The sequence below is a fragment of the Pseudomonas canadensis genome (assembly GCF_030980095.1).
Taxonomy (GTDB): domain Bacteria; phylum Pseudomonadota; class Gammaproteobacteria; order Pseudomonadales; family Pseudomonadaceae; genus Aquipseudomonas; species Aquipseudomonas canadensis.
Genome location: NZ_CP133298.1, coordinates 5,232,501 through 5,248,549, shown reverse-complemented (window position 1 = coordinate 5,248,549; position 16,049 = coordinate 5,232,501). Strand labels below are relative to the sequence as shown.

The window sequence follows — 16,049 nt, the reverse complement described above, 5'->3', positions numbered from 1 at the left end:
GACAGGGAGCGCCTTGCATGAACCCATTCAAAACCACCTTGGCCGCCATCGGCGCCACCGCCGTTTTCGGTTTGGCGAGCACCGCCCAGGCGGGCACGACCTTGGACGCCATCCAGAAAAAAGGTTTTATCCAGTGCGGCGTCAGTGACGGACTGCCGGGTTTCGGCGTACCGGACAGCAAGGGCAAGATGACCGGTATCGATGTGGACGTGTGCCACGCGGTGGCGGCGGCGGTTTTTGGCGATGCATCAAAAGTGAAGTTCACCCAGTTGACCGCCAAGGAGCGCTTCACTGCGCTGCAATCCGGTGAAATCGACCTGATCTCACGCAACACCACCTGGACCAGTTCCCGTGATTCGGGCATGGGCCTGGTGTTCACCGGCGTCACCTACTACGACGGCATTGGCTTTCTGGTGAACAACAAACTGGGCGTCACCGCTGCCAAGCAACTGGACGGCGCCACGGTGTGCATCCAGGCCGGCACCACCACCGAGTTGAATGTCTCGGACTACTTCCGCACCCATGGCATGAAGTACACGCCGATTACCTTCGACACCGCCGACGAAAGCGCCAAGGGCCTGGAAGCCGGGCGTTGCGACGTGCTGACCACCGATCAGTCGGGCCTGTACGCCCAGCGCATCAAGATGGCTCACCCGGACGAGTTCGTGGTGTTGCCGGAAGTGATCTCCAAGGAACCACTGGGTCCATTGGTGCGCAAGGGGGATGACGAGTGGTTCAGCATCGTCAAATGGACCCTGTTCGCGATGCTCAACGCCGAGGAAATGGGCATCACCTCGCAGAACGTCGAGGAGCAGGCCAAAACCACCAAGAATCCGGATGTCGCGCGGTTGCTGGGGACGGACGGCGAATACGGTAAGGATTTGAAGCTGCGCAAGGATTGGGTAGTGCAGATCGTCAAGCAAGTGGGTAACTACGGCGAAGTGTTTGAACGCAATATTGGCCAGGGCAGCGTGTTGAAGATCAAGCGCGGGCTCAACGCGCTGTGGAACAACGGTGGCATCCAGTACGCACCGCCGGTTCGCTGAGACGCTGGGGTGTTATTCGGACACCCCATCCTTCCCCGCCGCTTTGGCGCGATACAACGCCTGATCGGCGCGCGCTATCAAGGCGGCGGGGGGCTCATCCGTTTGACGCTCGGCCACGCCCAGGCTCAGGGTGACCTTGAAGTCATCCCGGTGCGGGCTGTTCTTCAACTTCAGACGCACACTCGCCGCCATTGTTTTTGCGATTTCCACCGAGGTTTTGGGCAGGATCAGCACAAACTCGTCGCCACCCCATCGAGCCAGCAGGTCACCTGGGCGAATACAGCTTTGCAGGCATTCAACCACCTGCACCAGCGTTTGATCGCCCACACCGTGACCGTATCGATCATTGATCGACTTGAAATCATCGATGTCCATGGCGATCAGCGCCAGCGGCAGGCGAAAGCGCTGGGCGCGGTCGCACTCTTCCAGCAACACTTTTTCCAGGCGGTAGCGATTGGCGACCAGAGTCAGGGCATCCCTTTCGGCCAGGGCGCGGTTTTCATCCAACTGCAGTTGCAACTGTTGATTGACCCGTGACAGCTCGCGGGTGCGTTCGGCCACCAGCGCTTCAAGGGATTGATTGCGCCGTTCCAACTGTTCGACGGAGCATTTCCTTAGATGAATATCGCGGTGGGCGCCCACCATGCGCGCCACCGAGCCATCCTCATTGCGCGCAATCACGTAGCCGCGGTCTTCGATCCACAGGTAGCTGTCATCTTTTTTGCGGCAACGGTACTCGGCCTGGTAGTGAGGGGCGCGACGGTGGATGTAGTCGTCGAACCGTTTCATCACCTGGGGGTAGTCATCCGGGTGGATCACGTTCTCCCAGGTGAATACGCTGTTCTCCAGTGCGTGGCGATGATAGCCAAGCATTTCGTAGCAGCCGGGGTTGCGGTAGACGAACCCGGTATTGGCGTTCCAATCCCAGATTCCATCGCTGACCAGCTCCAGGACGGTGTGCAGCATGTCGGCGTTGAAGTGAGAGAAATCCTGCTTTAACGGATTGTTGTCGGAGGTCTCGTTCATCTGCGCGTTTCCTTGCGTAGGCAAGCATCTGAAGCCCGCCATTGTTGTCGCCGATACTCCGTGGCTGAGGCTACTGTACAACGAGGTCTGGAGGCTTTGAATAGGGCAGATGTACGGCTTACGATTGATGGCTATAGGCTATTAATTTGGGGCCGCCATCCTCGTCGGCACCTTCCCATCCGCGTTGTGCTGGTAAATCGTTTCTGGCTGGCCCTGATCATTGAAAAATACCTGGCCGATACCCGCCGAATTCCATAACCGTTCGCCCGCTTCGGCATGCTCGGGAATATGTGGCACCACCTGCATGGTGCGGCGGCGCGTGAACCAGTTGAGGGGCGAGCGGGGCGAGTAGAGCCAGCGGTTGAGGCGGTCGAACCACTCCAGTAATCGTGGTGGGAATTCGTTCTTGATACCGCTGCTGGTGATCTGCCAGATCCTGGGGCCGGCGTTGCGATGGCGGATCAGCACTTCGTAGACGAACGAGTAGTGCACGTCACCGGAGAGGATCACGTAGTTACCCGGCGTGCGCGAGTGGCGGAAGATATTGAGGATCACCTGGGCGGCGCCACGATGGGCCATCCAGTTTTCCGCATCGACGAGCAAGGGGTGGCCGCACCAGCTGAAGACTTTCTGCACCGTCTCGATCAGCTTGACGCCAAAGATCGGCGCGGGTGAGACGATTATGGCCGAGGGGTGGTCCAGCAGTTCCTGTTGCAGCTCGCTCAAGGCTTCCCAGTCCAGCAGGCCGGAAGGTTGCTTGAGCGTGAATTCGCTGCGCCAGCGGCGGGTGCGGGTGTCGAGCACCACCAGGGCCGGCGTGGTAGGCAATACGTAATGCCAGCGTTGAAATTCCAGCAGTGTTTCGAGCAGTTCATCCTGCGCGGTGGCGTCAAGATGGTTGGCTTGTGGTTGAGCAGTGAGCGCTTGGGTCTGGTTGATCAGTTCCCCAAATGCATCCGGTTGGTTGCCCCAACCTTGGCATAGCAGGTAGGCCAACAGGGCGTTGCCGATGATGCGCTTTGAAAAGGGATGGCCGTAGGCGGTTTCTTCCCACTGGGCACTGAGGTTCCAGTCATCGGTGATGTCGTGATCATCAAAGATCATCAAGGTGGATAGGTGCGCAAAGACCCGCGCGACGCCTGGCAGGCCGTCGCGGAATCGCTCTATCTGGGTCTGTTCACGGGCGTAACGCTGCTGTCGTTCTGCATTCAGATGCGGAGGTTGAGGCGCAATCAGCGTCCAGGGCGTCGGCGACCACACCAGCAAGTACATTGCGATGACTTCGGCGAAGGTCACCAGGTGGTTGTCGGCGGTGCTGCTGGTAAAGATTGGTTTTTTCACACCGCCAAAGAAGCGTTCGCGCAGGGTTTCGTTGCTGTCCAACGCCGGCAGCAAGTCGGCGCGATGGTAATAACTGGCGCTATGTCCATAGAGGCTGGCGCTGTCATCTACCACAGCGCCCTCCAGGTATTCATCGAACAAACCCAGGCGTGCAATCAATGCATGGATTGCCCGCAGCATCGGCCCAGCGACATCGTCGGCGTAGACTTGGTCGCCGCTCATCATCAACAGCGCCGGGCGGTCGGCAGGCGTTTGGGCATCGGCCAACAGGCGATCGACACACAAAAGACCCTCGTCGGCGCTGTGATGGGGTTTGCGGCATGAGCCGTGAACCAATTGATGAATGCGGCTGTGCAGCACAAAGCTCGGTAACTGGGCGTTGGCGTACAGCAGGTGCGGTGCCCAGTCGGCGATGCCGGTGTTGTCGAACAGCAGGTCGTAGCTGATCTCCACGTCCAGGGGCAGTGCGTTGTCCAGTGTCACATCGATCAGGTGGATAAAGGCATGGCGCCCCACGGGTACGACCTGACAGTGGTCAAGGGGGACCTCCAGGATTCGTGAGGGCAGATGTAGCCTCAGGGTCAATACCAGCGCTTGACTCCCCACCAGCCACACCACCAGGCGCCGTGGTTCGAGGCGTCGCAGCAGCGGTCCAGCCAGTACGGCGGGCAGTGTGTGGGTGAGCGGCATGCAGGCAAGATTTCCAGACTGGATTGAACCCGCGAGATTAATCCAGTGAATGTCATGATTTTGTTAAGGGAAAGTACGAAGGGCCGTGCACTGCCCTTCGTCTAATGCGGTTTACAGCAGATTGCCTCCACCGAGGCTATCTAGCCCACCTCCGGTTTTACGGCGCCGATCATTGGCGGCCGAGCCTTCAGGATCAGCGGCGCTCTGTTGCGTATGTGTTGCTTCAATGCTGCGCTTCCTGCGCTGGGGCTCTGCATCATCCTGCTGCAGGGGAGGGTATTGAAAGCTGCCCAGTGAGTGATTGATTGCGCTAAGCATGAATGTTTCCTTCTTGTGAGTAGACGGTTACTTCGCCTGTTGGAGCGAAGTGAGGCCAAACTTATAGAGGACGAAACGGGTCAGCTATAAACGCGCTGCTGCAAGATATGACCAGGAGGTGGCTGGCGCTTTCAGAAGTCATCCGAGGCGCTGTTCGCGCAACTGTCTAGGCCGGGAGAGGTAGCGCCTTGCTTGCCCTCCCGCACAAACGCCGCGCGATTGTCCGCCACCACATTACGCAACGCACTGTAATAATCCGGCAGTTTCTGCAGGCTGTCGGTGAGCGGCAACAATGACGCCCGTGTATCGACCGTACCGCCGACCAGGCTGAGGGTGCCCAAAGTCTGCACCGTGTCGCTGTCCCCCAGTGGCGAAACCAGGAAACTCAAGACCTTGCCCGCAGCGTCCCGGCTGTTGCTGGTGCCCAGCAATGGCAACTCGACAATGGGGCCGTTACCCATGCCCCACACGCCGAATGTCTGGCCGAAGTCAGCTGTGTGGCGCGGGATGCCCAGGCTATCTGACACATCAAACAGCCCCACCACGCCTACCGTCGTGTTCACTGCGAAACGCCCCAGGGTATTGACCGAGCGTCGCGGGTTGCCTTGCAGCAGATCGTTGATAAACACCTTTGGCTCGCTGAAGTTGCTCGCGAAGTTGTGCACACCCTGCTGGAAAAAATCCGGTAGGTAACGGTAGCCGCGGGCTACGGGAGCCAGTGCGTAGTCGTCCACCGCACGGTTGAATGCAAACACCCCGCGGTTGACCGGTTCCGCCGGGTCATACACCGGGTAGTTCACCTGTGCGCACTGCGTGGCGGGCGTCACGGGCGCCGGGCTCGCACAGCCCGTCAGGTAGGACACAGTCAGCAACAGCACGGCCTGGCGGGCCAGATGTTGGGGGTAGGTTAGCGAGCGCATGGGGGACGGTCTCCGCAAAAAGGAAGCCGATGCTGGCACTGCCGTCTTGCGCAAAGATGTCTGGTTTATTGCGCCGGTGACGCTTTATTGCACGGTTGAAATATATGACGAGCCGCGCCGAATGGTTTTAGATGGCACCTTGTCCCAGCCCAGTGAAGACCGTCGGTGAGCAACCTGTTGATCGTGGACGATGACCTTGAAGTCCTCGCCCTGCTGAAGAAATTTTTCCTGCAACACGGCTATGCGGTCGAGACCGTGGCCAGTGGCATCGAGCTGTGGGCGGCCATGGAGCGCCAGCCCGCCGACCTGATCATCCTCGACCTGATGCTCCCCGGCGACAACGGCCTGCTGCTGTGCCAGCGCCTGCGCCAGCAATACGCCACGCCAGTGATCATGCTCACCGCTATGGGTGAACTCAGCGACCGAGTGGTGGGCCTGGAAATGGGCGCCGATGATTACCTGAGCAAGCCTTTCGACGCGCGTGAATTGCTGGCCCGAGTGCGCGCGGTGTTGCGCCGGGCGGGGGAGAGCGGGCCGCCCTTGGGCGATGCAGCGCGCCCGCTGATCCGTTTTGCCGGCTGGCAACTGGACCTCACGCGCCGCGAATTGCGCTCGCCCGATCAGGTGATGATCCCATTGTCATCCGGCGAGTTCGACCTGCTGCTGGTGTTTGTCGAACACCCCCAACGGGTGCTCAGTCGCGAGCAATTGCTGAACCTGGCGCGTGGCCACAGTCATGATGCATTCGACCGCAGCATTGACGTGCAAGTGAGCCGCCTGCGCCGCAAGCTGGAATTCGATACCAAGCGCCCGGCGATGATTCGCACGGTGCGCAACGGTGGCTACCAATTCACCGCCAGTGTGACCCGCTCATGAGGCGCCCACGCGATACTGTGGCGCGCTGGATCGCCCTGACCATTCTGATTGCGATGTTGACTGCATTGGCGTTCAACGCTTTGTTTGTGCAAATGGCAGGTGTGTGGGCGCGACCACCGCTGACTGAAATCGGATTGTTGGAAAGGATCGCCGTCGTTGTGCGCGTGGTCGAGGCCTCCGACCCGTCGCAACGTCCACGTCTGGCCCAAGCGGTAGGTGACGAAACGTTCAGGGTGACCTGGGCCGCGCAGCGCCAGGCATTGGGGTTACCCGTTCTGGCCGACCCTGATTTCCACTCGGGCGAGCAGGTGTTCAAGCACCTGCTCCAAGGGCCACCTCGTCCGATGGAGGCGTATGAGCCGTCTGACTGGCCCGGCGGCAACGGCCGCTATGCGCTGCTGGTGCAATTGGCTGACCGCTCCTGGCTGATGTTCAGCGCGCCGTCGCGCAGTTGGGGTTTGGACGATGGTGCACGCAGCCTGATCGTGGTGTTGCTGGTGCTGATATCGACCGCGCTGGTCACCCTGGTCGCGACCCGCCGCCTGGCCCGCCCTCTGCAGCACTTCACTCAGGGCGCGCGGCGCTTTGGTGCCGACTTTCGGGCACCGCCCATCGAGCCGGTCGGCCCGCACGAAATCCGCCAGGCGATCCTCGCCTTCAACAGCATGCAGGCGCAGTTGCGGCATTTCATCCAGGACCGCACCCAAATGCTCGCGGCCATTTCCCACGACTTGCGCGCGCCGTTGACCCGCCTGCGCCTGCGTGGTGAGTTCATCGAGGATGTTGATCAACAGCAAAAGCTGTTTCGCGATGTGGATGAAATGCAGGCCATGATCAACACCGCGCTGGAATTCTTCCGCGACGATGCCCGCCTGGAACAAGCCACCCAACTGGACCTTGCGGAATTGCTGCAAACCCTGATCGACGACTACCGCGACCAGGCCATTGACCTGACCTTTCGCGGCCCGCCGCGCCTGGTGTACTTCGGCCGACCGTTGGGCCTCAAGCGCGTGATGACCAACCTGATGGACAACGCGATTCACTACGGCACCGCGCCGGAGATCGAATTGCAGCAAAAAAATGGAGAGGTGGTGGTTCGCGTACTGGATCGCGGGCCAGGCATTCCCGTTGAGCATCGTGAGCAGGTGTTCCTGCCGTTCTATCGCCTTGAAGGGTCACGCAACAAAAGCACGGGCGGTGTCGGCTTGGGACTCTCCACCGCTCGGGCGATTGTGTTGGAACATGGCGGCACCTTGACCCTGGCCGAGCGCCAGGGTGGGGGGGTGGAGGCGGTGGTGGTGTTACCTGTTTAACCCAAGGTCCGTCAGGTATGCGAGTCGTCAATCACCTTCGGCACTGTGAACCGGAACTCACTGCCGCGCCCCACCTCACTCTCGGCAACGATCTTGCCGCCATGGGCCTGGACGATGCCTTGCGTGATGTACAGTCCCAGCCCGCTGCCGGTCGGGTTGTTTTCTGTTTGCGTCCAGTAGCGATCGAACACGTGAGGCAGTTGTTCCGGTGCAATACCTTCGCCGGAGTCGCGCACCGAGAACACGATTTCTTCGCCATTGCTCATGGCGCTGATACCAATATTGCCCTGGCGCGGGGTGAACTTGATGGCATTGCCGATCAGGTTCGACAGCACCTGAAACAGACGCTCCGGGTCGGCATTGATTTGCAGGCCCGGTTCAGCGTTGAACGACAGATCGATGCCTTTCTCCATCGCCAGGGGCGCCAGCAACGAGTAGGCCTCGTCGAAAATCTGGCTCACATCCAAGATCACTGGCCGCACCACGTAACGCCCGGCCTCGATTTTCGAGGTATCGAGCAAGTCTTCCAGCAGCACATTCATGCGCCCGGCGGCCTGCTGCATGGTGTCGATGGCCGAGGAAATCCGTCGCGATGTGTGTGGGCCGGCAGAGCTGAAGGCCTTTTGCATCATGCCGCACAGCATGGAGATCACCGTCATTGGGTTGCGCAGGTCATGGGACACCACCGCCACCAGCTCGTCGCGGGCGCGCACGGCTTGTTGTTCGCGCAGCACCTGGCGCGCCAGGTCGTTTTCCAGAGCCGAGCGGCGCAGGTCATTGGCGGCAAAGTGGTCACCATGGCTCCACTTGGTGGAGATGCCGGCCATCTCCACCTTCCAGATTTCAAACGAGGTGCGTGGGCGAAGGCGCAAGCCGGCGTCGGAGTTTTCCAGGTCCAGCGGTTTTTTCGGATCGCCGCTCCAGTTGATGTTCTCCTTCACCTCCGGGCGGAACCACAGCACGCCGTTATCCACAGGCTTGGGCAGGCTCATGGCTAGCACCCCACTGGCTACCTGCTGAAACTCGGCGGCCGGCGGGTACACCGACGACAGGTTATGGCTGGAGAACACCGGCTCGCCACCCTCTTGCAGCCACTTGTGCAAAGCACGGATCTGCGCCGGCTCCGGGCAGTTTCCGTAGCGGTGCAGTTGCTTGTCTTCGATGATCGCCACGCCGCCGGACAGGGTCAGGTCCATCAGCAACTGACCTTGCTGGGCCAGGCCGTCGAACACGTTTGCTTCCGAGCGCTTCATCGCCTGATCCAGTAAGGCCAGGGCCTCGACTTTCTCTTCACGCTGACGGCTCAGGTCCAGGGCTTCCATGGCGCTGATCTGCAACGACAACACCTGGCCGATGGTTTGGCAGGCCGTACGCAGGTCATTAGGCACCAGCAACGGCTCACGGTTGCCGCAACTAATCAGGCCCCACAGCCTGTCGCCCTTCATCAGCGAGATACTCATGGACGACAACACGCCCATGTTCTGCATGTACTGGCAATGAATCGGCGACACGCTGCGCAGTGTGGCGAAGCTCAAGTCCAACGGCTGGCCGGTGTCCGGGCGCAGCTTGGGCAGCAGTGGCACGGGCTCGTAGGCCGCGTTCGGGATGATGCGTAGCCAATTGGTGCGATACAGCTCGCGGGCTTGCTCCGGGATGTCGGAGGCAGGGAAGAACAGCCCGTTGAACAGCTCCATGGACGGCGCCGACGCTTCGGCGATCACTTGGCCATGGCCTTCGTCTTCGAAGCGATAGATGAGTACCCGGTCGTACCCGGTCATGGCCTGGATTTCATTCACGCTGATTTCGTACAGCGCTTGCAGGGTTTTCGCTGACTGCAAGCGCTGCAGCATTTTGCCCAGGTCACTGGTGCGACCATTCAGCGCCCGCGGGCGGAAATCCTTGAGCAGCGGTTCGAACTCCAGCACCAGCACATTTTGATGGCGGTGCAGCAGGCCTTCGAATTCCGCGCCGTTGAATGTGACATGCAAAGGGGGGGCATCGAAGAACGTATGGTTTTCGGCCATGACGGCAACCGCCTTGGCGTGCTCCGCGCCTACCAACGTGTGCAGTGGCTGGCCCAGCAGCGCCTCGGGGGCATGGCCGAACAAAATCCCGATGTTGGCGCTGACCTGGATGATGTTCAGGTCCGGCTCCGACAACGTCAGCAGCACACCGTGGGGCTGGATCGCTCCAGGAAAACGGATGGGCTCGTCGGCACAGTTGGCAAGTAGCTCTTCAAAATCTTCGGGTTTCATAGCAGTACCTCCTGGCTGTCGAGCCAATGCTCAAAGCAGCTGAATGTTGATCGGGCAGCGTCTACTGCGCGCTGCCTGGCTGGCGCGTCCAGTGGCTGGACGCCCAGGTAGTCGAGAAAATCTTTCCAGCGCCGACCGGTTTCGGCTCCGTACACATTGAGAAACGCACCACCGTTGTCGGCGTTTACGTTCAGGCGCTGAGTGATTTCCCGACGCAATACCTGGCCGCCCAGGGTCGCGCCTTCCAGTACATACAGAGCACCGAGGCAGGCGGCGGGGGTATTGAAGGTTGGTAGTTCAGTACAACGGGGCAGGGTGTTGATGGCTGGGGCATCCAGGCCCAACGCATTGAGATCGCACACCAACGTGGGTGTTTTCACACGCAGCGCTGTGTCGAATCCATCTGGGATCAAGCCACTGTCATACAGGGCGGACTCCATCGGCTGATAAAACCCGTAATACGCCTCGAGCAAGCGCACGTACCAATCGGCATCCAGTCGTTCTGAGAAAAACGGCAGGCGCTTTTCCAGCGCCACATGCAACAGGGCCGTGCCTGTGCGCAACGCTTCCAGCAATGAGGGCGCACCAACGTCATGGGCCTGTGAATGCATTCAATGAGCTCGAACTGTGGGCCTCTCGGCCATGAATGACGCGTCGAAATGGGCGACGATTCTACACACCTCAAAGCCTTCATCTGTACGCACAAGGCGAAAAGGCTGACCAGCGGATCAGAAAAGTCGCTCCTTGCCTCATTAATGACCGCAGGGCTTGTCGCGAAGTTCGGTTTCAGTGATGTCGTGATGCTATTAATGCATGGACAACCGCTGTTGGGTCAGGGCAGTTTTCACGCATTCAATCAGGTGTTCTCTGCTCCACGGCTTGGGCAGAAAGCGCACGGATCCCCCCAACTGAGCCGCCAGCCTGGTATTACCCGACGTCAGCACCACCGGCACGCTCGGCCAACGATGGGCGACTACCCGGCTCAAGTCATAACCATTGAGCAACCCCGGCATCTGGATATCACTGACAATCAAGTCCACCGGGTCATCGCCCCGTTCCAGGTAAATCATCCCTTCATCCGCCGAAGGAAACGACGTCACCAGCGCGCCGAAATCCTCCAGTACATCCACCATCAATGATCGAATGATCTCGTCGTCTTCCAGCACTAAAATCGATGGCTGAGCCATGATCCTTACTCCACCATCAGGGTTCATAGAGGTGGAGTAGAACACGTCTATATAGGTTCGATTGGATATCTATGGGGCGATGGATGGTCGTTTTAGAGGCACTATCCGGTAAAGTGCGGGGCTTGCTTCTACGTGCTCAAGGATTGACATGTTTATTCGTAACCCTATGGTTCCAGAACTGATCGTTACCACCCTCATTGCCAGTCTGGATTTCTGGGTGCACAAGTTGGGTTTCACCCTGGCTTACCAGCGCGTTGAGGAAGGCTTTGCATACCTCGACCTGAATGGCGCGCAAATCATGCTGGAGCAATACGACCCCAACGCCGGGCAATGGTTGACCGCATCTTTGGATCGACCTTTCGGACGAGGTATCAACCTGCAGATCGACGTACCCGTCGTCGCGCCGATTTTGCAACGTTTGGCCCGTGTTGACTGGCCGCTATTCAAGGATGTTGAGCAAGCCTGGTACCGCGCGGGCGATGTGGAGGCCGGGCAGCGCCAGTTCATTGTGCAAGACCCTGACGGTTACCTGGTACGCCTGGTTGAACGGCTGGGGGAAAGGCCTTTAGTACCGGCATAATTACCTCGACCTTTGTCGCCGCAACGCTTGAAATGGAGTCCCCATGAAGTACCGCGCTCTGATGACCCTCGCCCTGATCCTCACCACAAGCCCTGCCTTCGCAGCCGGCGACGCCGAGGCCGGTGGCAAGCTCTTCACCAAGACCTGCGGCGGTTGCCACAGCATCGGTGAAGGTGCGCGAGGTGGGTTCGGGCCAGAACTCAACGGCATCATCGGCCGACCCGCCGGGACCACCACGGACTACCAGTATTCCGACGCGATGAAAAACTCCGGCGTGGTCTGGACCCGGGACAAACTCGCTGCCTACATCGAGGCACCGAAGAAGGTGGTGAGTGGCACGCGGATGATCTTCTGGGGCATTAGTGATCAGGAGAAAATCGAAAACATCCTGGCGTACCTGGAAACCTTCCAGCCTAAGTGATCATTCGCGCACTCTCATACAGCCCTCGGGTCAGCCCTTACCGGCGTTGAAACTCTTAGGAGTGTTGTTCGGCCAAGGTCTTCAACTGGATTGCCAAGGTCAACCAGACGGTGGCGAGCGCGGGGTTCAAGCGGTTTCCTCAATTGGATATACAGGCGGATCCTGGCAAGAAACTCATCGTGTTCAGCTCGGCGAGAAGCCAGGGCAATGGGACTTACTACAGCTGCGGGCCAGTGATGAGCACGTTCAGCCCGCAGAAGGCCAAGGTGTATTGGGTGGAGTTCCAGTTCCGGCTTAACAGCGTGTGCGCTGCAGGTGTTTGATATTACGGATCCGGGGAATCGGTGTTGATCCGGGGGGGCGGGGACTGAGGTGAAGGAGGGGTGATGGTGGGCGTTGGCCTCCGTTTGCGTGGCAAAGGCTGGGCGAATACCACACCGTTGAAGGTGTGGGTGTAGCCATCGCAAACGGGGTTCATCTGCTCGGGCGTCAGCTGTGGATTGACCTTTTGCAGCAGGCCCGCTTCGTCGACACATAAGCCGCTGTAATAGCTATTTTCATCCAACACTACGTAGTCCCGCTTGTCGCTTTCATGTAGCGCAACCATCCAGAACACAGGATCCGGACGATCCAGACGGGCGTTGGCTTCGCTGAAAACGTTATCCCATTGATGACCGACTTTGGATAAGAGGAAGCGGAATAGCGGGGTGTAATCAAGCCCGTGCTGATGATGGCTGTGCATTGAGCCACGGGTTGATAGTGCGCGCTGTGCCTTTTTGCTGTGGCGTTCGTATCGGTAAGCGCTGCAACTCCCGTGGCGTACGCCATGGGTTCGGGTGTTGACTGAGCGGTAGAGGAGGGGCTTCTGCAGTACAGGTCTCATTGTATCAAAACTCCTTGTTAGGTTGCTTGGGAGGTGGTGGCCAGGCGCCTTGGTAGCGGAAGGAGATTTGATAATCGAAGTGGTCGGGTTCAATCATGTGTTGGAAGTAAGGTTGAATAATCGCTAGCCACTTAGGCAATACGTTGAATACATCTGCATATATCGCAGTTTCTTCAGCTAAATCCAACGCTTCAAAAACACCGTCTGAATCTTCGATGTCCGCTGAGTACTCATGCGCTTTCAAGTCATTGCTGTGCTTTTCGTACCATCGTAATTTGATTTTCATCACCATTTTCCGAGTTCCTCGTTATCTGTAGATTCGACGTTTCGGGTCCGCCGGGCCTCGACGTTCGGCGGTGTAAGGGTCAAACGCGCCAAGGTGTTCTAGATCACTGTTCCGATAGACTTCCAGCTCGCCTTTCTTGGAATCCCATTCAAATATCTTTCTTCCTTTTGCGTCTATCCAGCGTTCACGTAAGCCTGCTCCACCTCTTCTTGGTGTCACAGGTTTTTGCGAAATCAGACCTGGGAAGCCTGTTATGTTTTCGATTTCGGGCGCAGGGAAGTAATCATGGTCTGGGTTTTTGAGCCCTTTCCTTGGATTATTGATTACCACATACAGCGGCCGAACCCCCGACTCCACCGGGAACACCAGAATAAAATCCCGATACTCCGGCGGGTAAATCGGGTTCACCAGAATCTGCGCCGCCTTCTCCGTCGGCGGATAAATCCAGATCACCGGCGCTTGCGGCGCAGCCTCCAACGCCGGAATACCTAACGTGTCACCTGGATCAACGGCAGGTGTCCAGATCAGCTCCACACCCTCACCCAGATCCGCCACAAACTGATCGCCACGGCTTTGAAACTGCACCACATCAATCATCTGCCAGTCAGGGTTATTGCCTGTGTAAAACCCATACCCCTTGAGCGTGCCGTCCTCCCTTTGTTCGACATGCAGCCGCATCTGCGAACGCGCCCGCTGCATCGAGCGCAATTGCGCTTCGCCGTAGAGCGCGCTATCGCCCAATTCCGACGGCCAAGCCAGAGCCACCAAACCTGTCAACAATCCACCAGCAGCGGACACGACGGCAGTGGCCGCCGACTCCAGAACCGCCGAACGCAATGCCAATTGCCCCAACCCAGCAGGCAAAGCGCTACCACTGATCTTGCGTAAGACAACCGTCCCCCGGCTGTCCACTTCACGCCCACCCAACAGGCTTAAATGGCTGTACTCCTTGATCAACTCCAGTGGGACATAACCGGCGGGGTTGAAGTAATGAGTGATGCCGTCAGGCAGTTGGCAGGGTTTGATAAAGACGCAGCCGGGAGGTTTGGCTATCGCGGGTGGCGGGGCAGGGGATGCCTCGAAGTAATCAACAGACGGCGAATAAGGCGCACGCGATGGTTGCGGGGTCAGGATCCGTCGCTTGCTTAACTCTTCTTCTGTGGGTGGGTAAAAGCGTTCTGACATGTCGGCTCACTTCCTTGTGGGAGAGAGTGAGCGTACGAGGGGTAGTTAAAACCTTATGTCGGCATCAATCGGCGATTGATGTGGGAAAAGTGGACTGACGCTTGAGTGAAGGCGTCTGTTTCTGCAGGTTGATCAGGTCAGCAGGTGCTTGGAAATCAACCGTGAAATTTCGACAATCGAGGTCCTCCCAGTAAATTCGAATTTCACCTTGCCCAGCGAAGAAAAGTAAATCTCCAACTCCGAGTCCAGATCAAACGTCCCGGACGTCTCCACCGAATAAGCGACGATGTTCTTGTACGGCAGCGACGTGAAGTCCTTCTTGCTGCCGGTAATCCCTTGCACATTCACCGCGATAATCCGCTTGGTGGTAAACACCACCCCATCACGCATGGCCTTGTACGCATCCACCACTTCTTCACCGTCCAGCAGCAGGTCGGCGACGCGTTCGGCGTATTCGTTGTTTTGCTTGAGTTTGAAGAAACCGTTGTTGTTGAAATCGATCATGGGCCTGCCTCTTGGGTGTATGCCGTTTTGCTCGCGGATCTGTATCTAACACGGGCATTTTGAACGCCCTACCATGGCGCCAACCTTACAACCTTGGCCAGATGTTTCAAAAACGGAGCCCCATCATGCCTGAACTCTCCAATTGGCTGGCCTATGCGCTGATATCACTCGGCATGGTGCTCACACCCGGCCCGAATATGATCTACCTCATTTCCCGCTCGATCTGCCAAGGGCGCACGGCCGGATTGATCTCACTGGGCGGCGTGGCGTTGGGGTTTCTGGTTTATATGCTGTGCGCGGCGTTGGGGATCACGGCGTTGGTGATGGCGGTGCCGTTTGCCTACGACGCGCTGCGCTTCGGCGGGGCGATGTACCTGGCGTATATGGCTTGGCAGGCGATCCGGCCGGGTGGGCGTTCACCCTTTCTGGTGCGGGACCTGCCCAAGGACAGTCCGCGCAAGCTGTTCACCATGGGCCTGGTCACCAACCTGCTGAACCCCAAGGTGGCGGTGATGTATTTGTCATTGCTGCCCCAATTCATCGACCCGAACGGTCATGGCAGTGTGCTGGTGCAATCGCTGGTGCTGGGTTTTACGCAGATTTTTATCAGCGTGAGCGTCAATGCGGTGATTGCCTCCATGGCGGGATCCATCGCGGTGTTTTTCGTCACCCGACCGGCGTGGCAGGTGGTGCAGCGTTGGTTGATGGGGTCGGTGTTGATGGGGTTGGCGGTGCGGATGGCGGTGGAAGGGCGGCGGTAAGTTATTCTTTATAGGATGGCTTTCAGATAGTCCTTGAGTGCGCTGAGCGGGGCATTGAGTTCATTCAGTGTCGACGCTTGGCGCACATCCACCGCCAGCCGTTGCAGTTCGCGACCCAGCACAGTATCGGCGCCGCCCAGGGAGTCGAGCGCCAACTTCAGGCATTCATTGAGCTTCAACTGAATCCCAGCCAAATCCCCCTGCCGCACCAACAACCCAAACACTTCGCGGTCATACCCCTCCATCACCGGATCATCCCGTAAAACCGTGCTGCCGCCTTCCGTCTCGTGCACCAGCTTCAGTGCAAAGAGCGCAGCCGCTTCCAGCGTCAATTCCATGGTCTCGGTTCCTCGGCGTCTTTGGGGATAGTAGGGGAGGGCGATGATCCCTGTTCCGTGGCGGAAAAAAAAGACCTGGGGCTACTACTATGCGTAGGCAGGCAACTGGAATGCTTATG

The 16,049-nt window shown here is 58.6% G+C and carries 18 protein-coding genes; 6 read left to right on the top strand and 12 right to left on the bottom strand.

Annotated elements, in window-relative coordinates; translation table 11 throughout:
* Positions 1-17: 17 nt before the first annotated feature.
* Positions 18-1,046 carry an amino acid ABC transporter substrate-binding protein gene (locus RB216_RS24405; protein WP_028617874.1) on the top strand — a complete coding sequence of 343 codons (1,029 nt, stop codon included), beginning with the start codon at positions 18-20 and terminating at the stop codon, positions 1,044-1,046.
* A 12-nt stretch (positions 1,047-1,058) separates the two neighbouring features.
* On the opposite strand, the gene RB216_RS24400 is transcribed toward RB216_RS24405, so the two are convergent.
* The 4 genes from RB216_RS24400 to RB216_RS24385 form a co-directional block, all read right to left on the bottom strand.
* Complete coding sequence (locus tag RB216_RS24400) at positions 1,059-2,072, bottom strand: sensor domain-containing diguanylate cyclase (RefSeq protein ID WP_308907987.1); 1,014 nt, start codon at positions 2,070-2,072, stop codon at positions 1,059-1,061.
* Between the two features lie 141 nt (positions 2,073-2,213).
* A complete protein-coding gene (locus RB216_RS24395) occupies positions 2,214-4,103 on the bottom strand; it encodes an alkaline phosphatase D family protein (RefSeq protein ID WP_122683416.1) in 1,890 nt (629 codons plus the stop codon).
* A gap of 111 nt (positions 4,104-4,214) precedes the next feature.
* Positions 4,215-4,421, bottom strand: coding sequence for a hypothetical protein (locus RB216_RS24390; RefSeq protein WP_028617871.1), 207 nt, complete (start codon positions 4,419-4,421; stop codon positions 4,215-4,217).
* A 131-nt stretch (positions 4,422-4,552) separates the two neighbouring features.
* Positions 4,553-5,341 carry an MlaA family lipoprotein gene (locus RB216_RS24385; RefSeq protein WP_028617870.1) on the bottom strand — a complete coding sequence of 263 codons (789 nt, stop codon included), beginning with the start codon at positions 5,339-5,341 and terminating at the stop codon, positions 4,553-4,555.
* A 165-nt stretch (positions 5,342-5,506) separates the two neighbouring features.
* Here RB216_RS24385 and RB216_RS24380 point away from each other — a divergent pair, with 165 nt between their 5' ends.
* Both RB216_RS24380 and RB216_RS24375 read left to right on the top strand, forming a co-directional pair.
* Positions 5,507-6,217 (top strand): response regulator, encoded by a 711-nt coding sequence (locus RB216_RS24380; protein WP_236321238.1) that lies wholly within the window; start codon positions 5,507-5,509, stop codon positions 6,215-6,217.
* On the top strand, positions 6,214-7,530 hold the full coding sequence (locus tag RB216_RS24375) for a sensor histidine kinase (RefSeq protein ID WP_028617868.1): 1,317 nt from the start codon (positions 6,214-6,216) through the stop codon (positions 7,528-7,530). The genes RB216_RS24380 and RB216_RS24375 overlap by 4 nt, the downstream gene beginning before the upstream one ends.
* A gap of 11 nt (positions 7,531-7,541) precedes the next feature.
* On the opposite strand, the gene RB216_RS24370 is transcribed toward RB216_RS24375, so the two are convergent.
* The 3 genes from RB216_RS24370 to RB216_RS24360 all read right to left on the bottom strand — a co-directional run bounded on the left by RB216_RS24370 (position 7,542) and on the right by RB216_RS24360 (position 10,972).
* Positions 7,542-9,785, bottom strand: coding sequence for an ATP-binding protein (locus RB216_RS24370; RefSeq protein ID WP_068932159.1), 2,244 nt, complete (start codon positions 9,783-9,785; stop codon positions 7,542-7,544).
* Positions 9,782-10,396: a biliverdin-producing heme oxygenase gene (locus tag RB216_RS24365; RefSeq protein ID WP_122683406.1), complete on the bottom strand. Its 615-nt coding sequence runs from the start codon at positions 10,394-10,396 to the stop codon at positions 9,782-9,784. The genes RB216_RS24370 and RB216_RS24365 overlap by 4 nt, the downstream gene beginning before the upstream one ends.
* A gap of 195 nt (positions 10,397-10,591) precedes the next feature.
* On the bottom strand, positions 10,592-10,972 hold the full coding sequence (locus RB216_RS24360) for a response regulator (RefSeq protein WP_122683404.1): 381 nt from the start codon (positions 10,970-10,972) through the stop codon (positions 10,592-10,594).
* A gap of 148 nt (positions 10,973-11,120) precedes the next feature.
* Here RB216_RS24360 and RB216_RS24355 point away from each other — a divergent pair, with 148 nt between their 5' ends.
* Entirely contained in the window at positions 11,121-11,552 is a 432-nt protein-coding gene (locus tag RB216_RS24355) for a bleomycin resistance protein (protein WP_308907986.1), read from the top strand.
* Between the two features lie 43 nt (positions 11,553-11,595).
* On the top strand, positions 11,596-11,973 hold the full coding sequence (locus RB216_RS24350; protein WP_028617863.1) for a c-type cytochrome: 378 nt from the start codon (positions 11,596-11,598) through the stop codon (positions 11,971-11,973).
* A 325-nt stretch (positions 11,974-12,298) separates the two neighbouring features.
* On the opposite strand, the gene RB216_RS24345 is transcribed toward RB216_RS24350, so the two are convergent.
* The 4 genes from RB216_RS24345 to RB216_RS24330 all read right to left on the bottom strand — a co-directional run bounded on the left by RB216_RS24345 (position 12,299) and on the right by RB216_RS24330 (position 14,831).
* Positions 12,299-12,856: a hypothetical protein gene (locus RB216_RS24345; RefSeq protein ID WP_308907985.1), complete on the bottom strand. Its 558-nt coding sequence runs from the start codon at positions 12,854-12,856 to the stop codon at positions 12,299-12,301.
* A gap of 4 nt (positions 12,857-12,860) precedes the next feature.
* The gene (locus RB216_RS24340) at positions 12,861-13,148 is read right to left on the bottom strand and encodes a colicin E3-like toxin immunity protein (protein ID WP_028617861.1); all 288 of its coding nucleotides are present in this window, start codon (positions 13,146-13,148) and stop codon (positions 12,861-12,863) included.
* Between the two features lie 15 nt (positions 13,149-13,163).
* Positions 13,164-14,327, bottom strand: coding sequence for an S-type pyocin domain-containing protein (locus tag RB216_RS24335; protein ID WP_308907984.1), 1,164 nt, complete (start codon positions 14,325-14,327; stop codon positions 13,164-13,166).
* A 132-nt stretch (positions 14,328-14,459) separates the two neighbouring features.
* The gene (locus RB216_RS24330; RefSeq protein ID WP_028617859.1) at positions 14,460-14,831 is read right to left on the bottom strand and encodes a PH domain-containing protein; all 372 of its coding nucleotides are present in this window, start codon (positions 14,829-14,831) and stop codon (positions 14,460-14,462) included.
* A 125-nt stretch (positions 14,832-14,956) separates the two neighbouring features.
* Here RB216_RS24330 and RB216_RS24325 point away from each other — a divergent pair, with 125 nt between their 5' ends.
* Complete coding sequence (locus tag RB216_RS24325; RefSeq protein ID WP_308907983.1) at positions 14,957-15,592, top strand: LysE family translocator; 636 nt, start codon at positions 14,957-14,959, stop codon at positions 15,590-15,592.
* Positions 15,593-15,600: 8 nt separating this feature from the next.
* Here the strand turns inward: RB216_RS24325 and RB216_RS24320 are convergent, their stop codons facing one another.
* Entirely contained in the window at positions 15,601-15,930 is a 330-nt protein-coding gene (locus tag RB216_RS24320; RefSeq protein WP_236321708.1) for a hypothetical protein, read from the bottom strand.
* Positions 15,931-16,049 lie beyond the last annotated feature (119 nt).

What these genes read in the sequence shown, in the direction of transcription:
- RB216_RS24320 (WP_236321708.1), bottom strand. Translation starts at nt 15,930, where the DNA reads ATGGAATTGACGCTGGAAGCGGCTGCGCTCTTTGCACTGAAGCTGGTG.
- RB216_RS24360 (WP_122683404.1), bottom strand. Translation starts at nt 10,972, where the DNA reads ATGGCTCAGCCATCGATTTTAGTGCTGGAAGACGACGAGATCATTCGA.
- RB216_RS24345 (WP_308907985.1), bottom strand. Translation starts at nt 12,856, where the DNA reads ATGAGACCTGTACTGCAGAAGCCCCTCCTCTACCGCTCAGTCAACACC.
- RB216_RS24400 (WP_308907987.1), bottom strand. Translation starts at nt 2,072, where the DNA reads ATGAACGAGACCTCCGACAACAATCCGTTAAAGCAGGATTTCTCTCAC.
- RB216_RS24325 (WP_308907983.1), top strand. Translation starts at nt 14,957, where the DNA reads ATGCCTGAACTCTCCAATTGGCTGGCCTATGCGCTGATATCACTCGGC.
- RB216_RS24340 (WP_028617861.1), bottom strand. Translation starts at nt 13,148, where the DNA reads ATGGTGATGAAAATCAAATTACGATGGTACGAAAAGCACAGCAATGAC.
- RB216_RS24395 (WP_122683416.1), bottom strand. Translation starts at nt 4,103, where the DNA reads ATGCCGCTCACCCACACACTGCCCGCCGTACTGGCTGGACCGCTGCTG.
- RB216_RS24355 (WP_308907986.1), top strand. Translation starts at nt 11,121, where the DNA reads ATGTTTATTCGTAACCCTATGGTTCCAGAACTGATCGTTACCACCCTC.
- RB216_RS24370 (WP_068932159.1), bottom strand. Translation starts at nt 9,785, where the DNA reads ATGAAACCCGAAGATTTTGAAGAGCTACTTGCCAACTGTGCCGACGAG.
- RB216_RS24365 (WP_122683406.1), bottom strand. Translation starts at nt 10,396, where the DNA reads ATGCATTCACAGGCCCATGACGTTGGTGCGCCCTCATTGCTGGAAGCG.
- RB216_RS24405 (WP_028617874.1), top strand. Translation starts at nt 18, where the DNA reads ATGAACCCATTCAAAACCACCTTGGCCGCCATCGGCGCCACCGCCGTT.
- RB216_RS24375 (WP_028617868.1), top strand. Translation starts at nt 6,214, where the DNA reads ATGAGGCGCCCACGCGATACTGTGGCGCGCTGGATCGCCCTGACCATT.
- RB216_RS24350 (WP_028617863.1), top strand. Translation starts at nt 11,596, where the DNA reads ATGAAGTACCGCGCTCTGATGACCCTCGCCCTGATCCTCACCACAAGC.
- RB216_RS24335 (WP_308907984.1), bottom strand. Translation starts at nt 14,327, where the DNA reads ATGTCAGAACGCTTTTACCCACCCACAGAAGAAGAGTTAAGCAAGCGA.
- RB216_RS24385 (WP_028617870.1), bottom strand. Translation starts at nt 5,341, where the DNA reads ATGCGCTCGCTAACCTACCCCCAACATCTGGCCCGCCAGGCCGTGCTG.
- RB216_RS24390 (WP_028617871.1), bottom strand. Translation starts at nt 4,421, where the DNA reads ATGCTTAGCGCAATCAATCACTCACTGGGCAGCTTTCAATACCCTCCC.
- RB216_RS24330 (WP_028617859.1), bottom strand. Translation starts at nt 14,831, where the DNA reads ATGATCGATTTCAACAACAACGGTTTCTTCAAACTCAAGCAAAACAAC.